The sequence below is a fragment of the Pseudacidovorax sp. NFM-22 genome, assembly GCF_021401245.1.
Taxonomy (GTDB): Bacteria; Pseudomonadota; Gammaproteobacteria; order Burkholderiales; family Burkholderiaceae_C; genus Xenophilus.
Genome location: NZ_JACBFY010000002.1, coordinates 1,024,454 through 1,046,495 on the forward strand (window position 1 = coordinate 1,024,454; position 22,042 = coordinate 1,046,495).

Here is a 22,042-nt window from a genome sequence, read left to right on the forward strand (position 1 = left end):
GGGAGCAACGCCAATGAACCTCGTCGATTGGGCGGGCCGCCATCCCCGCAGCCTGGAGGTGGCGATCCGCCTCGACCGCCTGCCGCCCGTGCTGTGGCTGCTGGCCACCGCCCTGGTGCTCTGGCCCACCTGGGGCTGGATGGGCGCCCGCATGCTGGACCGTTCGGACGATCCGCTGGGCCTGCTGGCGCTCGCTGCGCTGGGCCTGTTCGCCTGGCAGGGCCGGCGGTCGCTGCGTGCCTCGCCGCGGCTGGGGCTGCTGTCCGTGGCGGCGCTTGGCGTGCTGGCCTCTTCGCTGCTGCGGGCCGGCGGTGCGCTGCCGCCGCTGGCCACCGGCCTGCTGGCCGTGCTGGCCCTGGCTTGCGCGCTGCTCGCCTTCCTGCCCCATGGGCAGCCGGCCCTGCCGGTGCTGGGCCTGGCGGTGCTCGCCCTGCCCCTGCTGTCCTCGCTGCAGTTCTATGCCGGCTATCCGCTGCGGCTGGTCACGGCCGAGGCGGCGCGCTGGCTGCTGGCGCCGTTCTTCGTCGTCGAGCGTGCCGGCAGCAGCCTGTGGGTCGACGGCCGGCTGGTGATCGTCGACGCACCCTGCTCCGGCGTGCAGATGGTGTGGATGGGCTACTTCACCGCCTGCGTGGTGGCGCTGTTCATGACGCGGATGGACGACCGTGCCTTCCTGCGCCGGCTTCCCGTCGTGGGCTTGGTGGTGCTGGGCGGCAATGTGCTGCGCAATGCACTGCTGGTGGGCCTGGAAGGCGCCGGCCATGCGCCAGGGCCGCTGCTGCACCAGGCGCTGGGGCTGGCGCTGCTCGCCGTGGTGTGCGGTGCCATCGGGCGGCGCATGCTGCACGCGGCACCGCAGGGCCTGGCCCTCGGAAAGGATCGCCATGCGCTGGCCTGATGTCTTCGCGCCTTCGCCCTGGCGCAACCACTTCGCGCACCGGGTGCTGCACAAGCTGGCGTTCACGCTCGTGCTGGTGGTGAGCCTGGTGGCCAGCTTCTGGTCGCAGATGCGGGACGGTGGCGTGCCGTCTTCGTCCCATGCCGCCTCGCCCGAATGGCCCGCCACCTGGGACGGCGTGCCGTTGAGGCCGCAGGCGCTCGGCGAGGTGGAGGCCCGCTTCGCCCGCCACTTTCCCGGTCACATCGCCCGCTTCACCGACGGCCGGCAGGTGCTGGTGATGCGGCAGGTCGAGCGTCCCACGCGCCTGCTGCACCCAGCCGAGGACTGCTGGCGCGCGCTGGGCTACCGCATCCTCCAGGCCCGGCTCGAACACGATGCGCGCGACCGGCTGTGGCGCTGCTTCCACGCCGAGCGCGCGGGGAGCAGCACCCAGCGCGTGTGCGAGCGCATCGAGGATGCCGCGGGCCGCGCTTTCACCGACACTTCCGCCTGGTACTGGGCCAGCTGGCGCGCGAGCGCCGCCGGTCCCTGGACGGCGGTGACCGTGGTCTCGCCGCCATGAACGACACGACAGACAACGGGACGCGATGTGAACAAGGGGCTGCGTTTGCTGCTGTGGGGCCTGCTGGCCCTGCTGCTGACGGCAGCGGTGGCGGCCGTGGCGGTGGTGCGCATCGCGCTCGCACCGGCCAAGGACGAATGGGCGGTGGACTGGCGCGTCGGTCCCTTCACGGTGCCGGTGGGCGTGCCGACGGTGCTGCGGCTGGCCACCTCGTCCTGGATCGCGCCGCGCCTGGACGGCCGCCGGTTGCAGACGACCCAGGGTCCCATCGACCTGCACTGGGACGCCCCGCGTACGCAACTCGCCCTGCGCTGCGCGCCCTGTCGCCTCGGGCTCGCGGCGATGGGCTCGCAGCCGCTTCAGCTGACCGAGCTGCGCCTGACCGCACGGCGCGACGTGGATGTGCTGCGCGGCGAGCTCGACGCGGTGCCGGCCAGCGCGAGTACCGAAAGCCTGCATGGCCGCTGGCAGGGCCGGCTCACACAGCGTGACCTGCACATCGACGCCAGCTTCGACGAGGCGCCCATCGCCCGCTGGTATGCCGTGCTGGCCACGGGCCTGCCCGAGCTGGAGCGCGCCCGCATCGGCGGCACGGCGTCGGGCCGCCTGCAGGTGCAGCTGCCCTCGGGCACGCTGGGGCTGCAGCCGCGCATCAGCGGCTTCACCGTGGAGGGCCTGGGCACCGAGGCGCTCCTGAATGCGCGCAGCCAGTGCGGACCGTCCGCCCAGCTCAAGGCCGACAGCTGGCTCGCCCGGGCTGTCATCGCGGCGGAGGACCAGCGTTTCTTCCAGCATCCCGGCTTCGACCTGATCGAGCTGCAGGCCGCCTTCGACCGCAACCAGCACAAGGGTGCGGTCGAACGCGGCGGCAGCACGCTCACCCAGCAACTGGCGAAGGTACTGGTCACAGGCAGCGAGCGCAGCCTGCAGCGCAAGCTGCGCGAGCTGCTCTACGCGGTGGACATGGAGCAGCAGCTGGGCAAGGCGCGCATCCTGCAGCTGTACCTGGACCATGCGCCCTGGGGCCGGGTCTGCGGCGCCGAGGCGGCGGCGCGCTTCTACTTCGGCCGCCCGGCGGCGCGGCTGGAGCCGGCCCAGGCGGTCTGGCTGGCGGCCATGCTGCACGCGCCCAGCGCCGCCGCCGAGCGCTGGCAGCGGGAAGGCGGCCTGGACCCGCAGCGCGTGCAGTGGGTGGCCGAGGGCATCCGCGGCATCGGCCGCGGCCAGCGCGAGGCCCTGCTGCGCAGCGTGGCGCAGGTGCGCTACCCCTGGCCGGGCAGCCAGCCGCCCTCCCCGCCCGCGCGCTGAACGCCACGGTTGGGGGCCGCCCCCCTCTGGCAGGCCGCGGCGACGTAGGAACAATCCCACAGGCTGCCTGGCCTCATTGTTTCCTGATCGTGAACAGCACGTTCGGCAAAGACCAGGGTTTTCCCTAGCTCATCGGTCCACAATTCATCTCACGGGCCAGCGATTGAACGCAGACCCGAAGCCGGTGGGGCAGGTGCCCCGCCCGCTCTGTTCAACGCTCTGCTTAGGAGAAAAATCATGACCAAGACCTCGAAGATCATCGCCCTCGCCGCCCTGTCGTTCGCCGCCGTTGCCGGCGCCAGCGCCGAGGAATACCAAGGCGTCATCGCCCCCGTGTCGGCCTTCAGCCGCGCTGAAGTGAACGCCCAGGCTGTGCAAGCCGCTCGCGCCGAGCAGAACCTGGAATACGTCGGCCAGCAGGTCGCCGTGGCCCCGGCCGCTCCCCGCAGCCGTGCCGCCGTGCAGGCCGAAGCCGTCGCCGCTGCCCACAGCCCGACCTGGAACCTGGACTCCAAGGCCTTCGTGAACAGCACGATCCCGGCCCAGTACACCCAGGGCAGCCTGTCGGTCTACCGCAAGGCCGGCCTGTAATCAGGCCGCCACGCCACGCGGCGCGATTCCTGAGGGATCGGCAGCGCGTGGCGATCCCCCGGCAGAACGGGATGGAGGCGGACCGGGCCTGACACCGGGTTCGTCTTCGTCCCCTCAGGCGGGCACCGCCTGTGAAAGAGGTCCGGGATGGGGCCAGGGAGGCGCCTGACTGCAGCCGGCACGTGAAAGCGTGCCGGCTTTTTCGTTGTGGGCAAGGCCTCGGTGAGCAGCCGGCAGGGCCGGCGGCAGGAGGCGGAAGGAAGCGGCAGGCGCGGGGCGCACGACAATGCCGACCGACCCCTTTCCTCCCTCCTTCTCACGGCACCCCTCATGAAAGTCCTGTTCCTCGGCTACGGCAACATGGGCCGCGCCCTCGGCGAGGCTTGGCGCGACAGCGGTCGCGTCCAGACCCTGCTGGCCATCGATCCCGCGCCCCTGCCTGAAGGCGCTGCACCGGTACCCGGCCGGTATGCCAGCGTGCAGTCGCTGCAATCCTCAGGCGATGCGGCGGGCGGTGTCGACCTGGTGGTCGTGGCCGTCAAGCCGGCCATGGCGGCCGACGCCCTGCGCGCCCTGCCGGCCGACTGGCTGGCCCAGGCCGTGGTGGTGAGCGTGGCCGCCGGTGTCACCGTCGCCACGCTCGAAGCCGCCCTGCCCCTGGGCACGCCGGTCATCCGCGTGATGCCCAACACACCGGCCATGCTGCGTGCCGGCTGCACCGGCCTTTATGCCGCGCCGGGCGTGGACGAGGCCCGGCGCGAACAGGTCGGCGCCCTGTTCGCCACCGTGGGCAGTGCGCACTGGGTGGACCAGGAATCGCAGATCGACCTGGTCACCGCCATCAGCGGCAGCGGCCCGGCCTACTACCACCTGTTCAGCGAGGCGCTGGCCCAGGCCGGTGTGGCGCTGGGCCTGGCGCCCGAGCTGGCCCGTGCCCTGGCCGCCGACACGGCCTGGGGTGCCGCCGTGCTGCAGCACCAGCCGGATGCCGACTTCGCGGCCCTGCGCCGCGCCGTCACCTCGCCCAACGGCACCACGGCGGCGGCCATTGCCGTGTTCGAAGAGGGCGAGGCCCTGCGCGCGCTGGTGAAGAAGGCGGCCGAGGCGGCGCACCGGCGCGCCGTGGAACTCTCGGCGGGCGGCTGAGCGCGGGTCTGCGCTGCGGCTCGCGACGCCGGCGCCTGCTTCCTCAGTGGCCTGCGGCCGGCCCGCAGGCCGCAGGCCGAACGCAAGCGCTGGACGTTCAGGCCGCGCGCCGCGCCAGGAAGTCCAGCACCGCCGCGTTGAACGCCCGCGGCTGTTCGAAATAGGCCGAGTGCCCCGCATCGGCCACCACCACCAGTTCGCTGCCGGCCACCCGTTCGTGGAATTCGCGGGCCACGGCCACCGGGACGATCGGGTCCTGGTCGCCCACGACGAACAGCGTCGGGCAGTCCAGCGCATCCAGCGCCGTCAGCGGAATCAGCCGCCCCGGCGCCATCAGCCCCTGCAGCGCCGCGCCCCAGTCGGCGGCGGGAATCGAATGGGCGCTGGGATTGAAGTGGTTGATCTGCGCGTAGAGCGCGGCCTTTTCCGGCTCATGCTCAAGGAACCAGCGCCCCAGCGAACGCTGCTCGATGCTCACCGCCTTCTGCGAGAGCTGGCGCGTGGCCAGGATGTCCAGCAGCACGGGATGGTCCACGGCCATCGACGTGTCGCAGGCCGCGAAGGCCGCCACCCGCCCGGGATGCGTCAGCGCGAGCTTCAGCCCGATCATGCCGCCCAGCGACTGACCGACTATTCGCACCTGGTCGATGCCCTCCCGGTCGAGGATGGCGATCACGTCGTCCACGAACAGCGCCAGATCGAACTCGGTCAGCGGTGCGGCGGAGCGCCCGAAGCAGCGGATGTCCATCGTCAGGCAGCTGTACCGGCCGGCGAAGGCCGGCAGCTGCTGCCACCAGGTGGCGGCGTTGGAGCCGGCGCCGTGGCAGAACAGCACGGCCGGGCCATCGCCCTGGCGTTCGTAGTAGATGGCGCGGCCGTGGGAAGTGACGAAAGGCATGGTGGTCGGACGGGAAGGAAGAGGAAGGACCTCAGTTGGCCTTGAGGTGGAGGCTGCGCACCAGCTGGCCCCAGCGCTCGGTGTCGCTGCGCACCAGCTGCGTGTATTGCTCGGGCGTGGTGGACAGCACCGTCATGCCCTCGAACTCGAGCTGCCTGCGCGTGGCCGGATCGGCCAGGGCGGCCATGAGCGCCTCATGCAGCCGCCGCACGACGGGCGCGGGCGTGCCCCTGGGGGCCGACAGGCCGATCCAGGCGCTGACCGTGAGCTGTGGATAGCCCAACTCGGCAAAGGTGGGCACCTGCGGCGCCAACGGGCTGCGCTGCGCGCTGGAGACCGCCAGCACCTTGAGCTTGCCTGCCTGCACCGGGGCCAGCGCGCTGTTGGAGGGGATGACGATCAGCGGCACCACGCCGGCCAGCACGTCCTGCAACGCGGGTGCGCCGCCCTTGTAGGGCACATGCGTCAGCTTCACGCCGGTGGCCCGCTGCAGCTGTTCCATCACCAGGTGGCCGGTGCTGCCCGCGCCCGAGCTGGCGTAGTCGAACTTGCCGGGCGCGCGCCTGGCCTGCTGGACGAAGTCGGCGAAGTCCTTGAAGCCGGCGTCGGGCCGCGCCACCAGCCATTGGGCGCCCTCGCCGATGCTGCCGATGTGCTCGAAGTCCCGCACGATGTCGAAGCCAATGCCGTCGTACATGGACTGGGCGATGGCGTTGAGCGAGCCGGTGGCCACCAGCGTGTAGCCGTCGGGTGGCGCCGAAGCCGCCATCTGCGTGCCGACGATGTTGCCGGCGCTGGCCTTGTTGTCGATCACCACCGGCTGCTTCAGGGTCTGGCCCATGTGCTGGGCCAGCGGCCGGATGGTGCGGTCGTAGGGGCCGCCGGCTGGGGCCGGCACGATGATGCGGATGGGACGGCTGGGCCAGTCGGCGCTGCCCTGGGCGTGCGCCGTGGTGGCCGTGGCGAGCAGGGCGCCCAGGGCGGCGAGCGCGCGCCGGCGGTCGGGGGAATGCATGGTCGTGTCTCCTGGAATGGCGCGTGGACGCGCTCGTGTCTGCGGATCGAGCCCGCATCTTCATCGCCGCAGCGATCAGTGACCAATTAAATCGGGCGCCCAGTCATTAGACTTTGCGATGGCATGACGACCCCGCCCCTGGCCACCACCCTGCTCAACCGCCTGCTCGCCCGCGGCAAGTTCCGCCATGTGCAGGTGCTGCTGCAACTGGCGGAGCTGGGCAGCGTGCAGCGCACGGCCGATGCCATCGGCATGACCCAGTCCGCCGTCACCCAGACGCTGGCCTACCTGGAGCGCCTGCTGGACGTGCGCCTGTTCGAGCGCCATGCGCGCGGCGTGCGGCCCACGCCGGCCTGCAACGACCTGCTGCCGGTGGCCCGCCAGCTGATGCTGGGCATGGCCGACGTGGCGGGCGCAGTGGACGCGCGGCGGCGCCAGGGCCTGGGCTTCGTGCGGGTGCTCGCGTCGGTGTCCGCCATCCATGGCGTGCTGGTGGATGCCCTGCCCGCCTTCGCCGAGGCGCAGCCGGCCATCCGGGTGCAGCTGGCCGAAGCCGAGGGCGAGGACCAGCTGCTGGCCATCGCCCGCGCCGAGGTCGACCTGGTGGTCTGCCGTCGGCCGGGCGCCATGCCGCAGGGCTGGGAATTCCATGCGCTGCGTGAAGACCGTTTTGCCGTGGTCTGCCGCGCGGACCATCCGCTGCTGGCCGATGCCGCCGTCCCTGGCGGCTCACCCGCGGCGAGTCTGCCGGCCGACCAAGCCTGGGCGGCGCTCGCGGCCCATCCTTGGCTCCTGCTGCCGGCCGGCGTCGCCGCACGCGGGCATTTCGATGCGCTGTGCGAGCGCTTCGGCCGCACGCCGCCGATCTACCCGGTCAGCACCCGCTCGCTGCCGCTCATGGGCTGGCTGCTGCGCCACCAGCCGCTGCTGGCGCTGCTGCCGCTGAACCTGGCGCGGCCCTGGCTGGCGACCGGCGAGCTGCGCGAGCTGGCACTGCCTGACATGACCGCCATCGAGCCCATCGGCCTCCTGCAGCCGCAGTCGGGCATGGGCGAGGCGGCCCTGGCGCTCAGCGACTTCCTGCGTGGGCGCATCGGGGCTGGTGACTGAACGGCCGACCGGCCTGCGGGGCCGGCGCGGGATCACGGGGCACAAATGGCCGGGCAAACGGCGGCCGACCGCCGCGGTGCTGACGGCTCAGGTCGCCGCCTGCCCCACCAGCCACTGCCGGAACAGGGCCAGCGCCGGCCGCGCATCCTCCAGCGCTGGCTCCACCAGATAGTGGCTGCGCTCGCCGCGCAGCGGGCGCGGACAGGCGATGGCCAGTTCGCCGCGGGCCAGCTCGGCCTCGATCAGCAGCGGCGGCAGTAATGCGATGCCCAGCCCGTGCGCCGCCGCCACCGCCAGCATCGAGAAGAGCTCGTAGCGCGGCCCGGCGCCGCCGCGCGGATTGTCCACGCCCTGCGCCTCGAACCACTGCCGCCAGCCGTCGGGCCGGGTGCTCTGCTGCAGGAGCGGCAGGCGCGCCACCTGCGCGGGCGTGAGGGCGCTGCGGCCGTCCATCAGCGCGGGGCAGCACACGGGCACCACCTCCTCGTGCCGCAGCAGCGTGTGGCGGGTGCCGGCCCAGGTCGCGGCCTGCTGCGGCGTGCCGGTGTAGAGCGCGGCGTCGAAGGGCGTGTCGTTGAAGAGGAAGGGCCGCGTCTGCGTCTCGATGTGGACGGTGATGTCCGGATGCGCCTTCGCCAGCAGCGGCAGCCGCGGGATCAGCCAGCGCGTGGCCAGCGTGGGCACCGCCGCCAGCTGCAGCGCGCCGCCGGCGCCCTGGCGGGCCATGGCGTCCAGCGTGTCGCGCTCCATGGCGTCGAGCTGGCGGCGGATCTGCCGCGCATAGTCGGCGCCCGCCGCCGTCAGCTGCACGCCGTGGCGGGTGCGACGGAACAGCGCCAGTCCCATGAAGGCCTCCAGCGCGCCGATCTGGCGCGAGACGGCGCTTTGCGTCAGGGCCAGCTCTTCGGCCGCGCGGGTATAGCTCTCGTGCCGGGCCGCGGCCTCGAAGCAGGCCAGCGCCTGGGTGGAGGGGATCTTGCGTCGCATGGTCCAGTTCCGCGGTGAAGGTATGCCGTCGCTACATAGTTGATGGCCGCCTGTCGCCTTGGACCATCCGCGGCGCATTGTCGCCAGATATGCCGGTCACGCATGTCTGGGTGCCGATTTCTCGTTTGCGCCGCTTTGCATGCCGGGCGTACGATGCCGCGCATCCCCCGCAACCTGCAGCCGCTCACGCGCACGGAGACCGCACACCATGGCCACCAAAGCCGCCTTCCACTGGGACGATCCCTTCCTCCTCGACCAGCAACTGACCGACGACGAACGCGCCGTGCGCGAGGCGGCCAATGCCTACTGTCAGGACAAGCTGGCGCCGCGCGTGCTCGAGATGTTCCGCGGCGAGAAGACCGACCTGTCCATCTTCCGCGAGATGGGCGAGCTGGGCCTGCTGGGCCCGACCATCCCCGAGCAGTACGGCGGCCCCGGCCTCAACTACGTCTGCTACGGCCTGATCGCCCGCGAGGTCGAGCGCGTCGACTCCGGCTACCGCTCCATGGCCAGCGTGCAGTCCTCGCTGGTGATGGTGCCCATCTACGAATTCGGCACCGAGGCGCAGAAGCAGAAGTACCTGCCCAAGCTGGCCAGCGGCGAATTCATCGGCTGCTTCGGCCTGACCGAGCCCGACCACGGCTCCGACCCCGGCAGCATGGCCACCCGCGCCTACAAGACCGACGGTGGCTACCGCCTCAAGGGCAACAAGATGTGGATCACCAACTCGCCGGTGGCCGACGTCTTCGTCGTCTGGGCCAAGGAGGTGAGCGAAGGCGGTGCCGTCGGCCCGATCCGCGGCTTCGTGCTCGAGAAGGGCATGAAGGGCCTGTCGGCCCCGGCCATCCACGGCAAGGTGGGCCTGCGTGCCTCCATCACCGGCGAGATCGTCATGGACGACGTCTTCGTGCCCGAAGAGAACGCCTTCCCCGAAGTGCAGGGCCTCAAGGGCCCCTTCACCTGCCTGAACAGCGCCCGCTACGGCATCAGCTGGGGCGCCATCGGCGCCGCGGAAGACTGCTTCCACCGCGCCCGCCAGTACGTGCTGGACCGCAAGCAGTTCGGCCGCCCGCTCGCCGCCAACCAGCTGATCCAGAAGAAGCTGGCCGACATGCAGACCGAGATCACGCTGGGCCTGCAGGGCAGCCTGCGCCTGGGCCGCATGAAGGACGAGGGCATCGCCGCGGTCGAGATCACCTCGATCATGAAGCGCAACAACTGCGGCAAGTCGCTGGACATCGCCCGCCTGGCGCGCGACATGATGGGCGGCAACGGCATCAGCGACGAGTTCGGCGTGGCCCGCCACCTGGTGAACCTGGAGGTGGTCAACACCTATGAGGGCACGCACGACGTGCATGCGCTCATCCTGGGCCGAGCCATCACCGGCATCGCCGCTTTCAGCTGATCGCGACAACCCCCAGGCTGCGCGCTTCGCGCTCCGCCACCCCCCTTCTGCTGCGCGAAGGGGGCGCACCCGGCGGCCCGGCAAAGCCGGTTCCGCGGGTGCCCGCGAACGGGCATCGCTGCGCTTGCCTTGGCAAACACCTTCCTTGCACCCTTCGCTGCCCATGACCGATTCCTCTCGAACAGCCGCGCTCGACGGCATCAAGGTCCTCGACCTGTCCCGCGTGCTCGCGGGCCCCTGGTGCACCCAGATCCTCGCGGACCTGGGGGCGGACGTGGTCAAGATCGAGCGGCCCGGCGTGGGCGACGACACCCGCAGCTGGGGCCCGCCCTTCCTCAAGGACGCCGAGGGCCAGGACACCACGCAGTCCACCTACTTCGCCGCCTGCAACCGCAACAAGCGCAGCATGACGGTGGACATGGCCTCGGCCGAGGGCCAGCAGATCCTGCGCCGCATGGCGGCCGAGGCCGACGTGGTGGTCGAGAACTTCAAGACCGGCGGCCTGGCCCAGTACGGGCTGGACTACGCCAGCCTGCGCGCCCTCAACCCACGGCTGGTGTACTGCAGCGTCACCGGCTTCGGCCACGACGGCCCCTATGCCGAGCGCGCCGGCTACGACCTGATGATCCAGGCCATGAGCGGCATGATGAGCATCACCGGCCGGCCCGATGCCGAGCCCGGCGGTGGCCCGCTGCGGGTGGGCGTGGCGCTGATCGACCTGTTCACCGGCTGCTATGCCTCCACCGCCATCCTGGCCGCGCTGCGCGCGCGCGAGGCCAGCGGCGAGGGCCAGCACATCGACATGGCGCTGCTGGACGTGTCCATGGCCATCCTGGCCAACCAGGCCACCGCCTTCCTCAACACCGGCAAGCCGCCGCAGCGCCAGGGCAACACGCACCCCAGCCTCGCGCCGTACCAGGACATCGCCACGCGGGATGGATCGATGCTGCTGGCCATCGGCAACAACGGCCAGTTCGCCCGCTTCTGCGAGGCGGCCGGCCATGCCGAATGGGCGGCCGACGAACGCTTTGCCAGCAACACGCTGCGCGTGAAGCACCGCGCCGAGCTGATCGCGCTGATGGAAGCCGTGACCCGCACCCGCACCACCGCCGAGTGGGTGACGCTGCTCGAAGACAAGGCCGTGCCCTGCGGCCCCATCAACGACATCGGCCAGGCATTCGGCGACGCGCAGGTCCAGGCGCGCGGCTTGGCCGTCACACTGCCGCGCGATGCGGGCGACGGCATCGAAGCCATCACCGGCGTGGCCAGCCCGCTGCGCCTGACCGCCACACCGCCCGTGCTGCGCCGTGCGCCGCCGGCGCTGGGGCAGCACACGGACGAAGTGCTGGCGGAGCTGGGTTTCTCTGCGGACGAGATTGCTCGGCTGAAGGCCGAATCCGTCGTTTAGTCCTGATGCCTCAGCGCGGGCGGGCATGGCAACAAGGCCGTCCCTAGAATTGCGCGATGGACATGCAATCGGTCAGCCTGAGCCTCCACGATGAGTCGGAAGGCTACGAGATCTCGCCCGCGCGGGTGCCGATGGCCGTCCTGCGCAACTTCACCAAGGACGTCGACGACTTCCTGAAGGGCGAGTCGGGTGAGATCGACACTGCTTCACTGGCGGTCTCCGTTGTCCACGGTTCGATTGGCATCCGCACGGAGCCTATTGCGCATGCCGGGCTGTTCGCAGATCTGCGCAGGCTCAGCACGTCAGCGCTGCTGGATGGCATCGATGTGCGCCGCCGCAAGGTCGTCGAGCGCTGGCAGAAGATGGCGCGCTCGCACCGCAAAGTGTGGATCACCATTTCTACCCCGGCCCTCGCACAGCCTTTGGTGGTGTCGGCGGCCACCGATTTCCGGGCCGATGATGCCGATCAGTGGGTGCGCGTGGAGCGCTATCTGCAAGGCGAGGTTGTGGAGATGGGAGGAACACGGACCGTCAATGCCCATATCCGCCTGCCCGATGGCCGCACGCTGATCGCGGAATCCAGCCGCGAGGTCTTCCGCAGCGATAAGGTCAACCGTCTCTACAAGGTGGCCATGGCGCGCATCGCGGCGGAGTACAACGTCGTCACCCGCGAATACCGTGACGTGCGCTTGCTGGCCTTCGAAGAGCATCACAACGCCCTGGACGAAGCGTCGCTTGCACGCTTGACCGAACGGGGGGCGAAAGCCTGGAAGGACGTCCCCTCGGCATCGAGCTGGGTCGACGGCATGAGGGGGAACAAGGCTTGATCTCCATTCTTCTGGATACGAGCTTCCTCATTACGTTGGCCGACCCCGCCAGGGCGCATCATCAGACGGCCCTGCTCTACTTTCGCGAAGCGCTCCAGAGGGCGTGTCCGTTGTACCTGTCGTCGATCGTGGCGTCGGAGTTCCAGGTCAAGCAGGCCGTGACGGATCTGCCGCTGCGCAATCTGCAGGTGTTGCCGTTCAACATCGACCATGCGATGACCGCCGGCCAGCTTATGCGGTCGCTGCAGCGGGATCGCGAAGATGATCGTGCGGCAGTGAAGGACGACATCAAGCTGATCGGCCAGATGGTCTGCGAGTCGATCACGCATCTGCTGACGGAGGACCGCAACCTCGCTGCCAAGCATCTGGCACGTCTGCACGAGCAGGGATTGACGACGGCCAAGGCTGTTCTGTTGGCAGACGGCTTCGAGACCGATTGGTTCGATGGCGGGCAGCGTCGGCTGCTCGGGGATTGAGGCCAAGTAGGCCGCGGCGGCTTCAGCCCGCCGACCTGGGCGCCTCGCGCCGCACCAGGTACAGACCGCTGGCGATGATGATGGCGCCGCCGGCCAGCGTCCAGGCATCGGGCGTGGCGCGCCAGATCAGCCAGTCCAGCAGCAGGCCCCAGGCCAGCGCGCTGTATTCGAAGGGGGCGACGGCGGCGGCCTGGCCGTGGCGGAAGGCTTCCGAGATGGCCAGCTGGGCCAGGAAGCCCGCCACCGACAGTGCCGCGATGGCCGGAAGATGCTCGGCGGCGACGGGCGTCCACACGGGCAGCGCCAGCGCGCCGCCGCCCACCGCCAGGCTCACCGTGGTCCAGAACACCAGGGCGCTGCTGGGCTCGGTGCGGCTGGCCAGCCGGCCGAGCACGTTGCTCAGCGCATAGCAGACGGCCGCGCCCAGCACCGCCAGCGCGCCGGTCGTGAGGAAGGCCTCGCCGTCCGGCCGCAACGCCACCACCACGCCGCCGAAACCCACCACGATGGCCACCCAGTGGCGTGGCTGCATTCGCTCGCCCAGCAAGGGCACCGCGAGCAGGCAGATGAGCAGCGGCGCGACGAAGCTCAATGTGTAGGCCTCGCCCAGCCCCAACGTGCGAAGGCCGGAGGTGAACAGCACCAGCATCAGCACGCTGAGCACGCCGCGCATCAGGTGCAGCTGCCAGCGCATGCCGCGGTGGAACACCTGCCCGGCCTCGCGCCGCCACAGGATGTACAGCGCGATCATCGGCAGCGAGCTCCAGCCCCGCAGCGCCACCACCTGTGCCGGCGCAAAGTGGCCGCCCAGCACCTTGAGCATGGCGTCCACCACGCCGAAGGCCGCACAGGCGGCCAGCATGGCGACGATGCCGCGCAGGCTGCCCGACAGGCGCGCGCCGCCGACGGCCCCGCTCACCGGCCGAGCCCGCCGCACTCGGCGCGGTGCGTGTGCGGATGCGCCCTCATCCGGCGCGGCCCAGCAGCGCGACGACGAAGACCAGCACGCCCAGCACCAGGTTGAAGGCCACGCGCAGGCGGATGCGGTTGAGCGCCGCACCGGCCTCGGGCCACTGGTGGGCGGCCACTGCGCGGCGCAACGCCGGGAAGGCGCTGGCGCGGATGGTGAGGTAGATGAGCGTCATCACCGCCGCCAGCCCGGCCATCGCATGCACCCGCCAGTGCGCGTTGGCGAAGCCGCCCATCTGCCCCAGCATGGCGAAGCCGCTGAGCCACAGCGTGGCGATGGCGATGTCCACGCCGATCAGGAAGCGCCGCAACACGGCCGCCATCAGCGGCAGCCGTTGCGGGGGCGCCAGCAGCGCGGCCGCCGCGGGCCGTACGGCGAGGTGCAGCGTGGCCATGCCGCCCACCCAGAAGGTGCCGGCGAGGACATGCAGGAGGACAAGCAGGGCATAGAGGAAGGCGGGGCTCATGGTCGGGTCCTGTGGGGGAATGGGTGTGGGCCCTCATGGGCACGTGGCGGCCGATCATCCCATTGCCGCGCGTCGGGCGCTGCGCCGCGGCGGCGGCTCCAACGCCAGCAGTTCGGCGGGCAGGGCGTCGTTCCACACGTCGCGGAAGTAGGCACGGTCGCTGGGCACGAGTTGCGGCAGCACGGTGCGCAGCCGCGTCAGGGCCGTGGCCGCGGTGCGCAGGTCACGATCGTGGGCGGCGAACCAGGCCTGCTCGAACAGCAGGCCGGCCAGCTGCAGGCCGGGGTAACGGCGCTGGCCCGCATCGTGGTCGGCCAGATGCTGCGCGGCTACGCCCGCCCAGCCACCGCGTGTGGCGGGGCCGTCCAGGCCGGGGATGAGGCGGTCGGCGCTCTCCTCGGCCAGGGCCCGCGGCGTGAGCGGCCGCAGAGCGGCGAACTCGGCCAGCGGCAGCCCGGGGCGCGGCTGGCAGTCGCCGCGGGCGATGCGCATCAGGTAGATGGCATTCCATGCCGAACGGCCCTGCCCGTCGGCCAGGCTGCACAGCCATTCGCTGAAGGCGATCCATTGCACCGCATGCCGGCGTGCATCCACGCCGCGGGCCTGCCCCGCCGCCTGCACGCCCAGGCCCACGCGGTCGAACAGCCACACGGCCATGCCCATGTTGGCGGCCACGTGCTGGGCCGCGTCGAAGGCATGCGATTCGAAGGCCGCGGCCAGGGCGCGGCCGAAATGCGCCATGGCCTCGTCGGCCTGCTGCGTCGCGGCGGCGGCGTCCGTGGCGGCCATGCCCAGCGCGCGCGAGCGGCAGGCCAGCGCCCACAGGTTGCTCCATTCGAAGCGTACCTGCGGATGGTGGCGCAGCAGCGGCGCCTGCTGCGCATCGCGCGTCATGGCCGCCAGCTGGGCCTGCGCCTGCGGCAGGTCGCGCGCGGTGTAGCTGCACCAGGCGCCGACGATGGCGGCCATCGCGCCCAGGTAGTCGTGGCTCGCGACCTGGCGGGCCAGGCGCTGGCGCTGCAGTGCGGCCAGGCGCTTGCGGGCCTGGGCGTCGTCGCCCAGGCGGCGCCAGAGCAGCGCCTCGTTGAGCGTGACCAGCGCGCGCTGGTAATCGTCCTGCGCCAGGTCGGCGGCCTGCCGCATGGCGGCCAGCGCGCTGGCGGGCGCCTTGGCATCGCGTCGGCCCTGGATCGGGACGGCCCAGCGGCCCTGCCGCATGGCCTGCTGCGCGGCGGCGAGCTGGTGCCAGAAGCGGGCGTCCTGCAGTTGCACCGCGCTGGCCTGTGCTTCTGCAGCGGCGCTGGTACGCGCCCGCCGCGGCGATGCGGAAAGACCCAGGAAGGCCGCCACATCAGCGGGCCTGGCTGGCTGCCCGTCGACCCGCAGCCGCAGACGCCGGGCCTCCGCAGCGGGCAGCCAGAAGGGCCCCTGGCTGCGGCCTTCGGCGTTGAGGAAGCGCGGGTCGCGCGCCGCGTCGGTGCCCCAACCCACGCGCAGGCCCCAGGCCTTGAAATCGCGGAAGGCGCGGCTCACCACCATCCGCAGGGTGCGCGCGGAAGACACCTGCCCGCGCAGGGCATCGAGCGCCACCACCTCGCCCTGGCGCTGTGCGTGGTGCAGCCGCACCAGCAGCCACAGCGACTGATAGGCCGCGGGCCGGCCATCGACCGACTGGGGCGAGCTGAGTTCGATGTCGATGGACGGCAGGGGCATGCGGAAGACGGCGATGTGACAGGTGTGACAGCAGTGCAGGCGGGAGGCCTTCCCGTACTTGGTGGCGGCAGCGGGCCTTCCTACGATGCGGGCTCGTCGCGACGCCCTTGCCCTTGCCCGCCTGCTCCGCATTGTGGGCGGCATTCCCCCTTGCATCACTTGTCCACAGGATTCCCATGACGCTTCGCCACCCGGCTGCTTCTCTCCCACTTGCTCAACGCCGCCGCCTGCTGTCCGCCCTCGCCGCCGCGTCGCTGGTGCTGGCCACCACCGGCTGTGCCACGGCCGCCGCGCGCGCCGACCGGGAGGCGCAGGCCGCCTTGCAGGCGCTGGACGACCGCTTCGATGGCCGGCTCGGCGTGTTTGCGCTCGACACCGGCTCGGGCGCCACGCTGGGCCATCGCAGCGGCGAACGCTTTCCCATGTGCAGCAGCTTCAAGGCGGTGCTGGCGGCGTCGATGCTGGCGCGCAGCAGCCGGCAGCCCGGCTGGCTGGCCCACCGCGTGCGCTATGCCAAGGCCGATCTGGTCAGCTATTCGCCCGTCACCGAGCGCCATGTGGGCGAGGGCATGACGGTGGCCGAACTCTGCGCCGCCACCGTGCAGTACAGCGACAACGGCGCCGCCAACCTGCTGATGGCGCAGAGCGGCGGGCCGCAGGCGCTCACGGCCTTCGCGCGCAGCCAGGGTGACAGCGTCTTCCGACTCGACCGCATCGAGCCCGCACTCAACAGCGCCATTCCGGGCGATGAGCGCGACACCACCACGCCCGAGGCCATGGCCCGGCTGCTGCAGCGGCTGGTGCTCGGCGATGGCCTGCCGCCGCAAGAGCGGCAGCAGCTGGCCGACTGGCTGCGTGGCAACACCACGGGTGCGCGGCGCATTCGCGCGGGCGTGCCCGCGGCCTGGACCGTGGGCGACAAGACGGGCACCGGCGCCCATGGCTCGGCCAGCGACATCGGCATCGTGTGGCGCCCCGGGGTGGCGCCGCTGGCGCTGGCCATCTACACGACGCGGCCGGCGGCCGATGCGCCGGCCGACGAGGCGGTGATCGCCGAGGCGGCGCGCATCGTGGCCGCCTGGGCCGGCGCTGGGCCGCGGGTCTGAGCCTGGCTTCCCGGGGGCGCAGCGCGGGCGGTCGTTGCGAAACGCCGCCCGGCCTGTCGCGGGTGCAACAGCGCAGGAGAGGCGACGCCCCCAACATCCGCGACTGCCCGTCCACGCCTGGCGTGGCGCCGTCTTGACCGGAGACCCGTATGTCCATGTCCCTGCCGCCCGAACGCGCCGTCATCGACCCGACGCGCGACAGCTTCAAGCAGTTGTTCGAACGCGTGCCCGCCGGTGCGCCGGTGCTCATGCTCAACCTGCTGGCCTTTCGCGCGCAGGCCGCCGATGAACCGGGCGCCCCGGTGCGTTCGGGCCGCGCTGCCTATGCGACCTACAGCGAGGCCGTGGCGCCGCTGCTGGCGCGTGTCGGTGGCCAGGTGCGCTGGGTGGCCGATGCGCGGCATGCGCTGGTGGCACCGCCCGGCGAGGAATGGGACGAGGTGCTGCTGGTGGAGTACCCCACGCGCGATGCCTTCGCCGCCATGATCCAGTCGCCCGAGTACCGGGCCATCGTGCACCACCGCACGGCGGCGCTGCGCGATGCGCGGCTCATCGCCACCACGCAGCGACCCTGAGGCGCGACTCAGCCCGCCCGGCGGCCGCGCAGGTGCCCGGCCAGCTCGCAGCGGCCCACGCCCAGGTCGTTGAGTTCGTGCTGGCCCATGGCCATCAGCAACGCGCCCTCTTCCCGCAGGCGGCGCGCCCGGATGCGGCGCATGCGACGTCCGGCTGCCGCATCGCGCAGGCGCTGAAGCAGCCCGCCGCGTGCCGGAACCGCCGTGGCCTCGACCATCGCATCGCGCGGCACGGCACCCGGCGCAATGGCGCGGCGGGGAACGGCGGCGCTCGGGCAGGCGGTGGCGGGTTGCAGCACGAGGGTGTTCATGATCGGCTCCTGGCGTGTGTTTCTGGCACGAAGTGGTGAAGGAGCCGCGATGATGCGCTGCGGCGCAGCATCGGAGAAGTTGAGAGTTCTGAGGGCTGCGATCAGAATGCCTGATGCGCCAACTGAACCTCGACCAGGTGCGCACCCTGGTCGCCATCGCCGACCTGGGCAGCTTCTCGGCCGCCGCCCAGGCCCTGCACCTGGCCCAGCCCACCGTCAGCCTGCATGTGAGCGAGCTGGAGTCGCGGCTGGGTGTGCCGCTGCTGCTGCGCTCGCCGCGCCATGTGCAGCCCACGCCGGCCGGCGCCGAGCTGGTCGAGCGTGGCCGTCGCCTGTTGCGCGATGCCGACGAAGCCATGGATGCGGCCCGCCGTCGGCATGCCGGCCTGGAGGGGCGGGTGCGCATCGGCGTCTCCACCACCAGCGTGGTGGTGGACCTGCTGCCGCCGGTCTTCGAGGCGCTGGCCGCGCGCTATCCGGGCATTGAGCTGTCGCCCGTGTTTGTGGGCTCGGCCGACTCGGCCACCGGGCTGGTCGGTGGATCAGTGGACCTCGCGGTCGTCGCCCTGCCCCAGCCGGCCCTGCCCGGCGTGCGCTTCACGCCCTGGTTGCGTCACGAGATGCGGGCGCTGGTGCCGGCGGCCTGGCCGGCCTTGCCCAAGCGCGCCACGCCGGCCTGGCTGGCGCAGCGGCCGCTCATCATGAACGAGCCCGGCACGCGCATGCAGACGCTCACGCTCGAATGGTTCGGCCGCGCCGGCTTGTCGCCGCGGGCCCGCATCGAGCACAACTACGACGTGGCCATGCGCGGCCTGGTCGAGGCCGGCTACGGCGCCGCGCTGCTGCCGCTGCGGGCCAGCCATGAGGAGGCCGCCGGCTCGCGCGTTCGGGTACTGCCGCTCAGCCCGCGGCTGGTGCGTCAGCTGGTGATCGGCCACCGCACGCAGGAGCCCGCGGGCGGGCCGGTGCGGCGGGTGGTGGACATGCTGATGGAGATGGCGGGCCAGGTGGGCTGAGCGACTGCCGTGCAAAGGCCGCCGCCCATCTTGCTGCGCATCTCAGGCGATCACCGGCCTCAGGCCGCGGCAGTTGCTGCGCGGGCGGCGTACGCCCGGAACTCGGCGTTTCGCTGATCCAACGCTTCCTGGGTAGGCGGCACCATGATCGGCGCGCCATGGTGGGCGAAGGCCTGGCACTGCTGCACATAGGGGCGAAGCTGAGCATGGTAAGCCGGCGAAGCGGCCGTCATGTCTCCTCCATGGGCGGTCCAGGTGGTGGCCAGAAGTTCGGCAGACACCATCGCCAGCGTGGTGCCCATCCCCGAGAGAAGCGCCGCGCAATGCCCGGCATCGCCGATCACGGCGACATTGCCTTGCGTCCAGCTCGGCATATGCGTCTGGCTGACCGAGTCGAAGTAGAAGCCTTGCGCCGAGGGGTCTGCGAACGCGGCGCGCAGGGCCGGCACCTGCCACGCATCGACGGCGGCCGTGAATCGTGCGATCAGATGCCGCTGCGCGTCGAGGTCGCGCCAGTCGTAATCGATCGGCGCACTGGCGGCCACCATCATGGCCTGCGGGCCGTCGCCCGCGTCACGCACCGCGATCATGAGACCCGGCACGTTGAGCATGGCACGCTCCCAGTCCCGATCAGGCGGCAGGTCCACCAAGGCAACGTAGTGGCCGAAGTGGCGGACGTAGTCCTTCTCCGGGCCGAAGGCGAGCCGCCGTACGTTGGAGTGAAGGCCGTCGGCGCCGACCACCAGGTCGTAGCGGCCGTGGCTGCCATCGCTGAATGCGACATCCACCCCATGCGGGCCATCCGCCAGCGACGCGATGGAGACCTTGAAGCGGAACTCCACGTCCTCGGGCACTGTATCGAGCAGGATGCGGTTGAGGCGGTCGCGCGTGATCTCGACATCCTCGTCGGTCTCGTTGGCGAACCAGCGCAGATCGAGCGTCGCCACCTGTTGCCCTGTGCCGTCGAGCACCCGGCCCGGCTCGACGACGCTCACCTTCTGCGCCTGGATGGCGGCCAGGATGCCCATGCGCTGCGCCGTGCCCAACGCCTTTCCACGCACGTCGATGGGTGCGCCTCCAGGGCGCAGGCCCCCGGCGCGTTCGACCACGAGGACCCGATGGCCCAGTTGCGCGAACCAATATGCGGCCGACAGTCCGGCCATGCTGGCACCTGAAACGAGAACGTCCATGGTGGGGCTCCTCGGGGGCTAGAGCTTGAAGGACCTGGCCATGCTGACCACCGCCTGCTTGTCGAAGGCGTTGATGTCGTCGATCAGCTCGTTGGTGAACAGGCGGTTCGGGTCGCCGAGTTCCTCGGCAAGGCGCGGGTTCCTGCTGCTCTCGGCTGCCAGGTCGACGTTGGCTTTCCACTCCGCCAGCGATGAGGCGCCCATGCGCTGGTCGGGGTCATCGGGGCGCCGCATCCAGCTGTTCTTGCGGTCCTTCAGGATGAAGTTCAGCTCCTTGCGTGCCTCGTCCAGGCTGCGGCTCTTGGGCTTGCTCTCGGGATACACCGCCCAGTGCAGGTCGATGGCGGCATCGAGATTGGCATTGGAGAAGATCGTCGACTTCGCGATGCCCTGGAACAGTGCCACCAGGGATTTGCGGTCCTCCTTGAGCAGCTTGCGGGGCACGCACAGCCAGCCCGAGCCCAGCTGTGCGAATTTCGGCGTCAGTGGCACGTAGCGCAGCGGGGTGCCGACGAGTTCGATGCGGGCGGTCGCGGTGTCGAAGGCCACCATCGCATCCACGCGGTCTGCGTCGATCGCTGCGCCAGCCGGCGCGCCATCGCCGATGGCGATGTATTCGCATTTGTCGTCCTTCAGGCCCAGCTCGGCCAGCATGGCCTTGAGGACGACCACGCCACTGTCGCCCTGGCTGCGCACACCGATGCGCTTGCCGGCCAGGTCGGCCACCGACTTGATGGGGCTCGATGGCTTGACCACCACCGTGTTGGCATTGCCCGGCAGCCACTTGTAGACGCTCACCAAGTCCAGCGACGGGTCCTTGGTCATGGCCGGCAGCAGGATGCCGGGGACCGCGGGTCCGAACTCCACATGCCCGGCGCGCAGGCTCTGCAGTGCCTGCGTCATGCTCGACATGTTGACGTATTCGGGATCGACGCCATTGGGCTTGTAGAAGTTCAGCCGCGGATGCTGTCCCGCAGTGACGAAGCATTGCTGCGGGTCGTTGACGGCGGCCGTGTTGGCCAGCCTCATCACCCGCACGTTCTGTGCGATGGCCGGCAGGCCCCCGCCAAGGCCCAGGGCAGCCAGGCCCAGGCCGAAATCACGACGATTCAACATGACGCGTTCCTTCATGAAATGGCAAGCGGTTGGGCGCAACGGTCAGACGCTGACCGTGCGCTGCGAGGTATCGGCGGGCATCCAGTGCAGCACGCGGCGCTGCACGCGGCGCAACACGTCGGTCATCACGATGCCGATCACCGACAGCACCACGCAGACCGCGAAGCTGCCGCCCGTGTCGGCCTGGGCCTCCATCTGCAGGATCAGCACGCCCAGCCCTGCCTGCGCGCCGACGAACTCGCCCACCACGGCCCCCACCACGCTGAAGGCCGCGGCCATGTTGAGGCCGGCGAAGATATAGGGCAGTGCGCTCGGGAACTTGGCCTTGCGGAAGATCTGCCAACGCGTGGCCGACAGGGAGCGCAGCAGGTCGATGCGGTCCGCATCCACGGCCTTGAAGCCGGCGATGCTGGTCACCAGCACCGGAAAGAAGGTGAGCAGGCAGATGATCATCACCTTGGAGCCGATGCCGAAGCCCAGCCACACCACGATGATCGGTGCGATGGCCACCTTGGGCACGCTCTGCAGCGCTGCGACGTAGGGCTCCAGCAGCGCCTCGAGCTTCGGCATCTGCGATACCACGATGCCGATCGCCAGGCCGACACCGCTGCCGATGAGGAAGCCCAGCAGGATCTCGGCCACGGTCACACCGCCGTGATACCAGAAGCCGTCCTTCGCCATCGGGCTGGTGGCCAGCCCCCGCCAGAGGGCGACAGCGATGTCGCTGACCGGCGGCACCAGGTGCACGGGCACCTTGAACAGACGGACTGCGCCTTCCCATGCGCCCAACAGGGCAACGAGCAGGAGCATCGACTGCACGCGCGTCGAGGCGAGCAGGCGGGTGCGCCGCACGCGCGGCGCCGGGCGTAGCGGCATCTTGGGGGTGGCGGACGCGGGGGGCGTCCCTGCGTCGTCCTGGGTCAGCATGGCGGTGCTCATGGCGGG

The 22,042-nt window shown here is 71.0% G+C and carries 23 protein-coding genes; 13 read left to right on the top strand and 10 right to left on the bottom strand.

The window, feature by feature from the left end; translation table 11 throughout:
* Positions 1–13 precede the first annotated feature (13 nt).
* The 5 genes from xrtQ to proC all read left to right on the top strand — a co-directional run bounded on the left by xrtQ (position 14) and on the right by proC (position 4,508).
* Positions 14–898 carry an exosortase Q gene (gene xrtQ, locus L0984_RS10285; protein ID WP_234193586.1) on the top strand — a complete coding sequence of 295 codons (885 nt, stop codon included), beginning with the start codon at positions 14–16 and terminating at the stop codon, positions 896–898.
* Entirely contained in the window at positions 885–1,463 is a 579-nt protein-coding gene (locus L0984_RS10290) for a hypothetical protein (protein WP_234193587.1), read from the top strand. The genes xrtQ and L0984_RS10290 overlap by 14 nt, the downstream gene beginning before the upstream one ends.
* A 27-nt stretch (positions 1,464–1,490) precedes the next feature.
* Positions 1,491–2,771 carry a biosynthetic peptidoglycan transglycosylase gene (locus L0984_RS10295; protein WP_234193588.1) on the top strand — a complete coding sequence of 427 codons (1,281 nt, stop codon included), beginning with the start codon at positions 1,491–1,493 and terminating at the stop codon, positions 2,769–2,771.
* Between the two features lie 237 nt (positions 2,772–3,008).
* Positions 3,009–3,362 (top strand): alpha/beta hydrolase, encoded by a 354-nt coding sequence (locus L0984_RS10300; RefSeq protein WP_114801753.1) that lies wholly within the window; start codon positions 3,009–3,011, stop codon positions 3,360–3,362.
* Between the two features lie 330 nt (positions 3,363–3,692).
* Positions 3,693–4,508, top strand: coding sequence for a pyrroline-5-carboxylate reductase (gene proC, locus L0984_RS10305; protein ID WP_234193589.1), 816 nt, complete (start codon positions 3,693–3,695; stop codon positions 4,506–4,508).
* 97 nt (positions 4,509–4,605) lie between these two features.
* Here proC and L0984_RS10310 read toward each other — a convergent pair whose 3' ends face one another.
* Together L0984_RS10310 and L0984_RS10315 are read right to left on the bottom strand one after the other, a co-directional pair.
* Entirely contained in the window at positions 4,606–5,406 is an 801-nt protein-coding gene (locus L0984_RS10310) for an alpha/beta fold hydrolase (RefSeq protein WP_234193590.1), read from the bottom strand.
* Between the two features lie 31 nt (positions 5,407–5,437).
* Positions 5,438–6,421 (bottom strand): Bug family tripartite tricarboxylate transporter substrate binding protein, encoded by a 984-nt coding sequence (locus L0984_RS10315; RefSeq protein WP_234193591.1) that lies wholly within the window; start codon positions 6,419–6,421, stop codon positions 5,438–5,440.
* Between the two features lie 123 nt (positions 6,422–6,544).
* Between L0984_RS10315 and L0984_RS10320 the strand changes: the two genes are divergently transcribed.
* On the top strand, positions 6,545–7,531 hold the full coding sequence (locus L0984_RS10320; RefSeq protein WP_234193592.1) for a LysR family transcriptional regulator: 987 nt from the start codon (positions 6,545–6,547) through the stop codon (positions 7,529–7,531).
* Between the two features lie 87 nt (positions 7,532–7,618).
* On the opposite strand, the gene L0984_RS10325 is transcribed toward L0984_RS10320, so the two are convergent.
* Positions 7,619–8,518: a LysR substrate-binding domain-containing protein gene (locus L0984_RS10325; protein ID WP_234193593.1), complete on the bottom strand. Its 900-nt coding sequence runs from the start codon at positions 8,516–8,518 to the stop codon at positions 7,619–7,621.
* Positions 8,519–8,726: 208 nt separating this feature from the next.
* Between L0984_RS10325 and L0984_RS10330 the strand changes: the two genes are divergently transcribed.
* The 4 genes from L0984_RS10330 (at position 8,727) to L0984_RS10345 (ending at position 12,634) form a co-directional block, all read left to right on the top strand.
* Positions 8,727–9,923: an acyl-CoA dehydrogenase gene (locus tag L0984_RS10330; protein WP_017758300.1), complete on the top strand. Its 1,197-nt coding sequence runs from the start codon at positions 8,727–8,729 to the stop codon at positions 9,921–9,923.
* 163 nt (positions 9,924–10,086) lie between these two features.
* On the top strand, positions 10,087–11,331 hold the full coding sequence (locus tag L0984_RS10335) for a CaiB/BaiF CoA transferase family protein (protein ID WP_234193594.1): 1,245 nt from the start codon (positions 10,087–10,089) through the stop codon (positions 11,329–11,331).
* Positions 11,332–11,387: 56 nt separating this feature from the next.
* Positions 11,388–12,158, top strand: a complete 771-nt coding sequence (locus tag L0984_RS10340; RefSeq protein ID WP_234193595.1) for a hypothetical protein — start codon at positions 11,388–11,390, stop codon at positions 12,156–12,158.
* Positions 12,155–12,634 carry a type II toxin-antitoxin system VapC family toxin gene (locus L0984_RS10345; protein WP_234193596.1) on the top strand — a complete coding sequence of 160 codons (480 nt, stop codon included), beginning with the start codon at positions 12,155–12,157 and terminating at the stop codon, positions 12,632–12,634. Before L0984_RS10340 ends, L0984_RS10345 begins: the two co-directional genes overlap by 4 nt.
* Before the next feature lie 22 nt (positions 12,635–12,656).
* Here L0984_RS10345 and L0984_RS10350 read toward each other — a convergent pair whose 3' ends face one another.
* Genes L0984_RS10350 through L0984_RS10360 form a run of 3 tightly spaced genes read right to left on the bottom strand, consistent with a single transcriptional unit; the run spans position 12,657 to position 15,783 of the window.
* Positions 12,657–13,553 carry a DMT family transporter gene (locus L0984_RS10350; protein ID WP_234193597.1) on the bottom strand — a complete coding sequence of 299 codons (897 nt, stop codon included), beginning with the start codon at positions 13,551–13,553 and terminating at the stop codon, positions 12,657–12,659.
* Positions 13,554–13,599: 46 nt separating this feature from the next.
* Positions 13,600–14,070 (bottom strand): CopD family protein, encoded by a 471-nt coding sequence (locus tag L0984_RS10355; protein WP_234193598.1) that lies wholly within the window; start codon positions 14,068–14,070, stop codon positions 13,600–13,602.
* A 54-nt stretch (positions 14,071–14,124) separates the two neighbouring features.
* The gene (locus L0984_RS10360) at positions 14,125–15,783 is read right to left on the bottom strand and encodes a hypothetical protein (RefSeq protein ID WP_234193599.1); all 1,659 of its coding nucleotides are present in this window, start codon (positions 15,781–15,783) and stop codon (positions 14,125–14,127) included.
* Positions 15,784–15,959: 176 nt separating this feature from the next.
* Here L0984_RS10360 and bla point away from each other — a divergent pair, with 176 nt between their 5' ends.
* Both bla and L0984_RS10370 read left to right on the top strand, forming a co-directional pair.
* Entirely contained in the window at positions 15,960–16,889 is a 930-nt protein-coding gene (gene bla / locus L0984_RS10365) for a class A beta-lactamase (RefSeq protein ID WP_234193600.1), read from the top strand.
* Between the two features lie 149 nt (positions 16,890–17,038).
* On the top strand, positions 17,039–17,464 hold the full coding sequence (locus tag L0984_RS10370; RefSeq protein WP_234193601.1) for a DUF1330 domain-containing protein: 426 nt from the start codon (positions 17,039–17,041) through the stop codon (positions 17,462–17,464).
* An 8-nt stretch (positions 17,465–17,472) separates the two neighbouring features.
* Here the strand turns inward: L0984_RS10370 and L0984_RS10375 are convergent, their stop codons facing one another.
* Positions 17,473–17,775 (bottom strand): hypothetical protein, encoded by a 303-nt coding sequence (locus L0984_RS10375; RefSeq protein ID WP_234193602.1) that lies wholly within the window; start codon positions 17,773–17,775, stop codon positions 17,473–17,475.
* A 113-nt stretch (positions 17,776–17,888) separates the two neighbouring features.
* Between L0984_RS10375 and L0984_RS10380 the strand changes: the two genes are divergently transcribed.
* The gene (locus L0984_RS10380; protein ID WP_234193603.1) at positions 17,889–18,791 is read left to right on the top strand and encodes a LysR family transcriptional regulator; all 903 of its coding nucleotides are present in this window, start codon (positions 17,889–17,891) and stop codon (positions 18,789–18,791) included.
* Between the two features lie 59 nt (positions 18,792–18,850).
* Here L0984_RS10380 and L0984_RS10385 read toward each other — a convergent pair whose 3' ends face one another.
* The 3 genes from L0984_RS10385 to L0984_RS10395 are packed head-to-tail and all read right to left on the bottom strand — an operon-like array spanning position 18,851 to position 22,036.
* Positions 18,851–19,981 carry an FAD-dependent monooxygenase gene (locus tag L0984_RS10385; protein WP_234193604.1) on the bottom strand — a complete coding sequence of 377 codons (1,131 nt, stop codon included), beginning with the start codon at positions 19,979–19,981 and terminating at the stop codon, positions 18,851–18,853.
* Positions 19,982–19,999: 18 nt separating this feature from the next.
* Positions 20,000–21,097, bottom strand: coding sequence for an ABC transporter substrate-binding protein (locus L0984_RS10390; RefSeq protein WP_234193605.1), 1,098 nt, complete (start codon positions 21,095–21,097; stop codon positions 20,000–20,002).
* A gap of 42 nt (positions 21,098–21,139) precedes the next feature.
* Positions 21,140–22,036 (bottom strand): ABC transporter permease, encoded by an 897-nt coding sequence (locus L0984_RS10395; protein WP_234193606.1) that lies wholly within the window; start codon positions 22,034–22,036, stop codon positions 21,140–21,142.
* Positions 22,037–22,042: the final 6 nt, after the last annotated feature.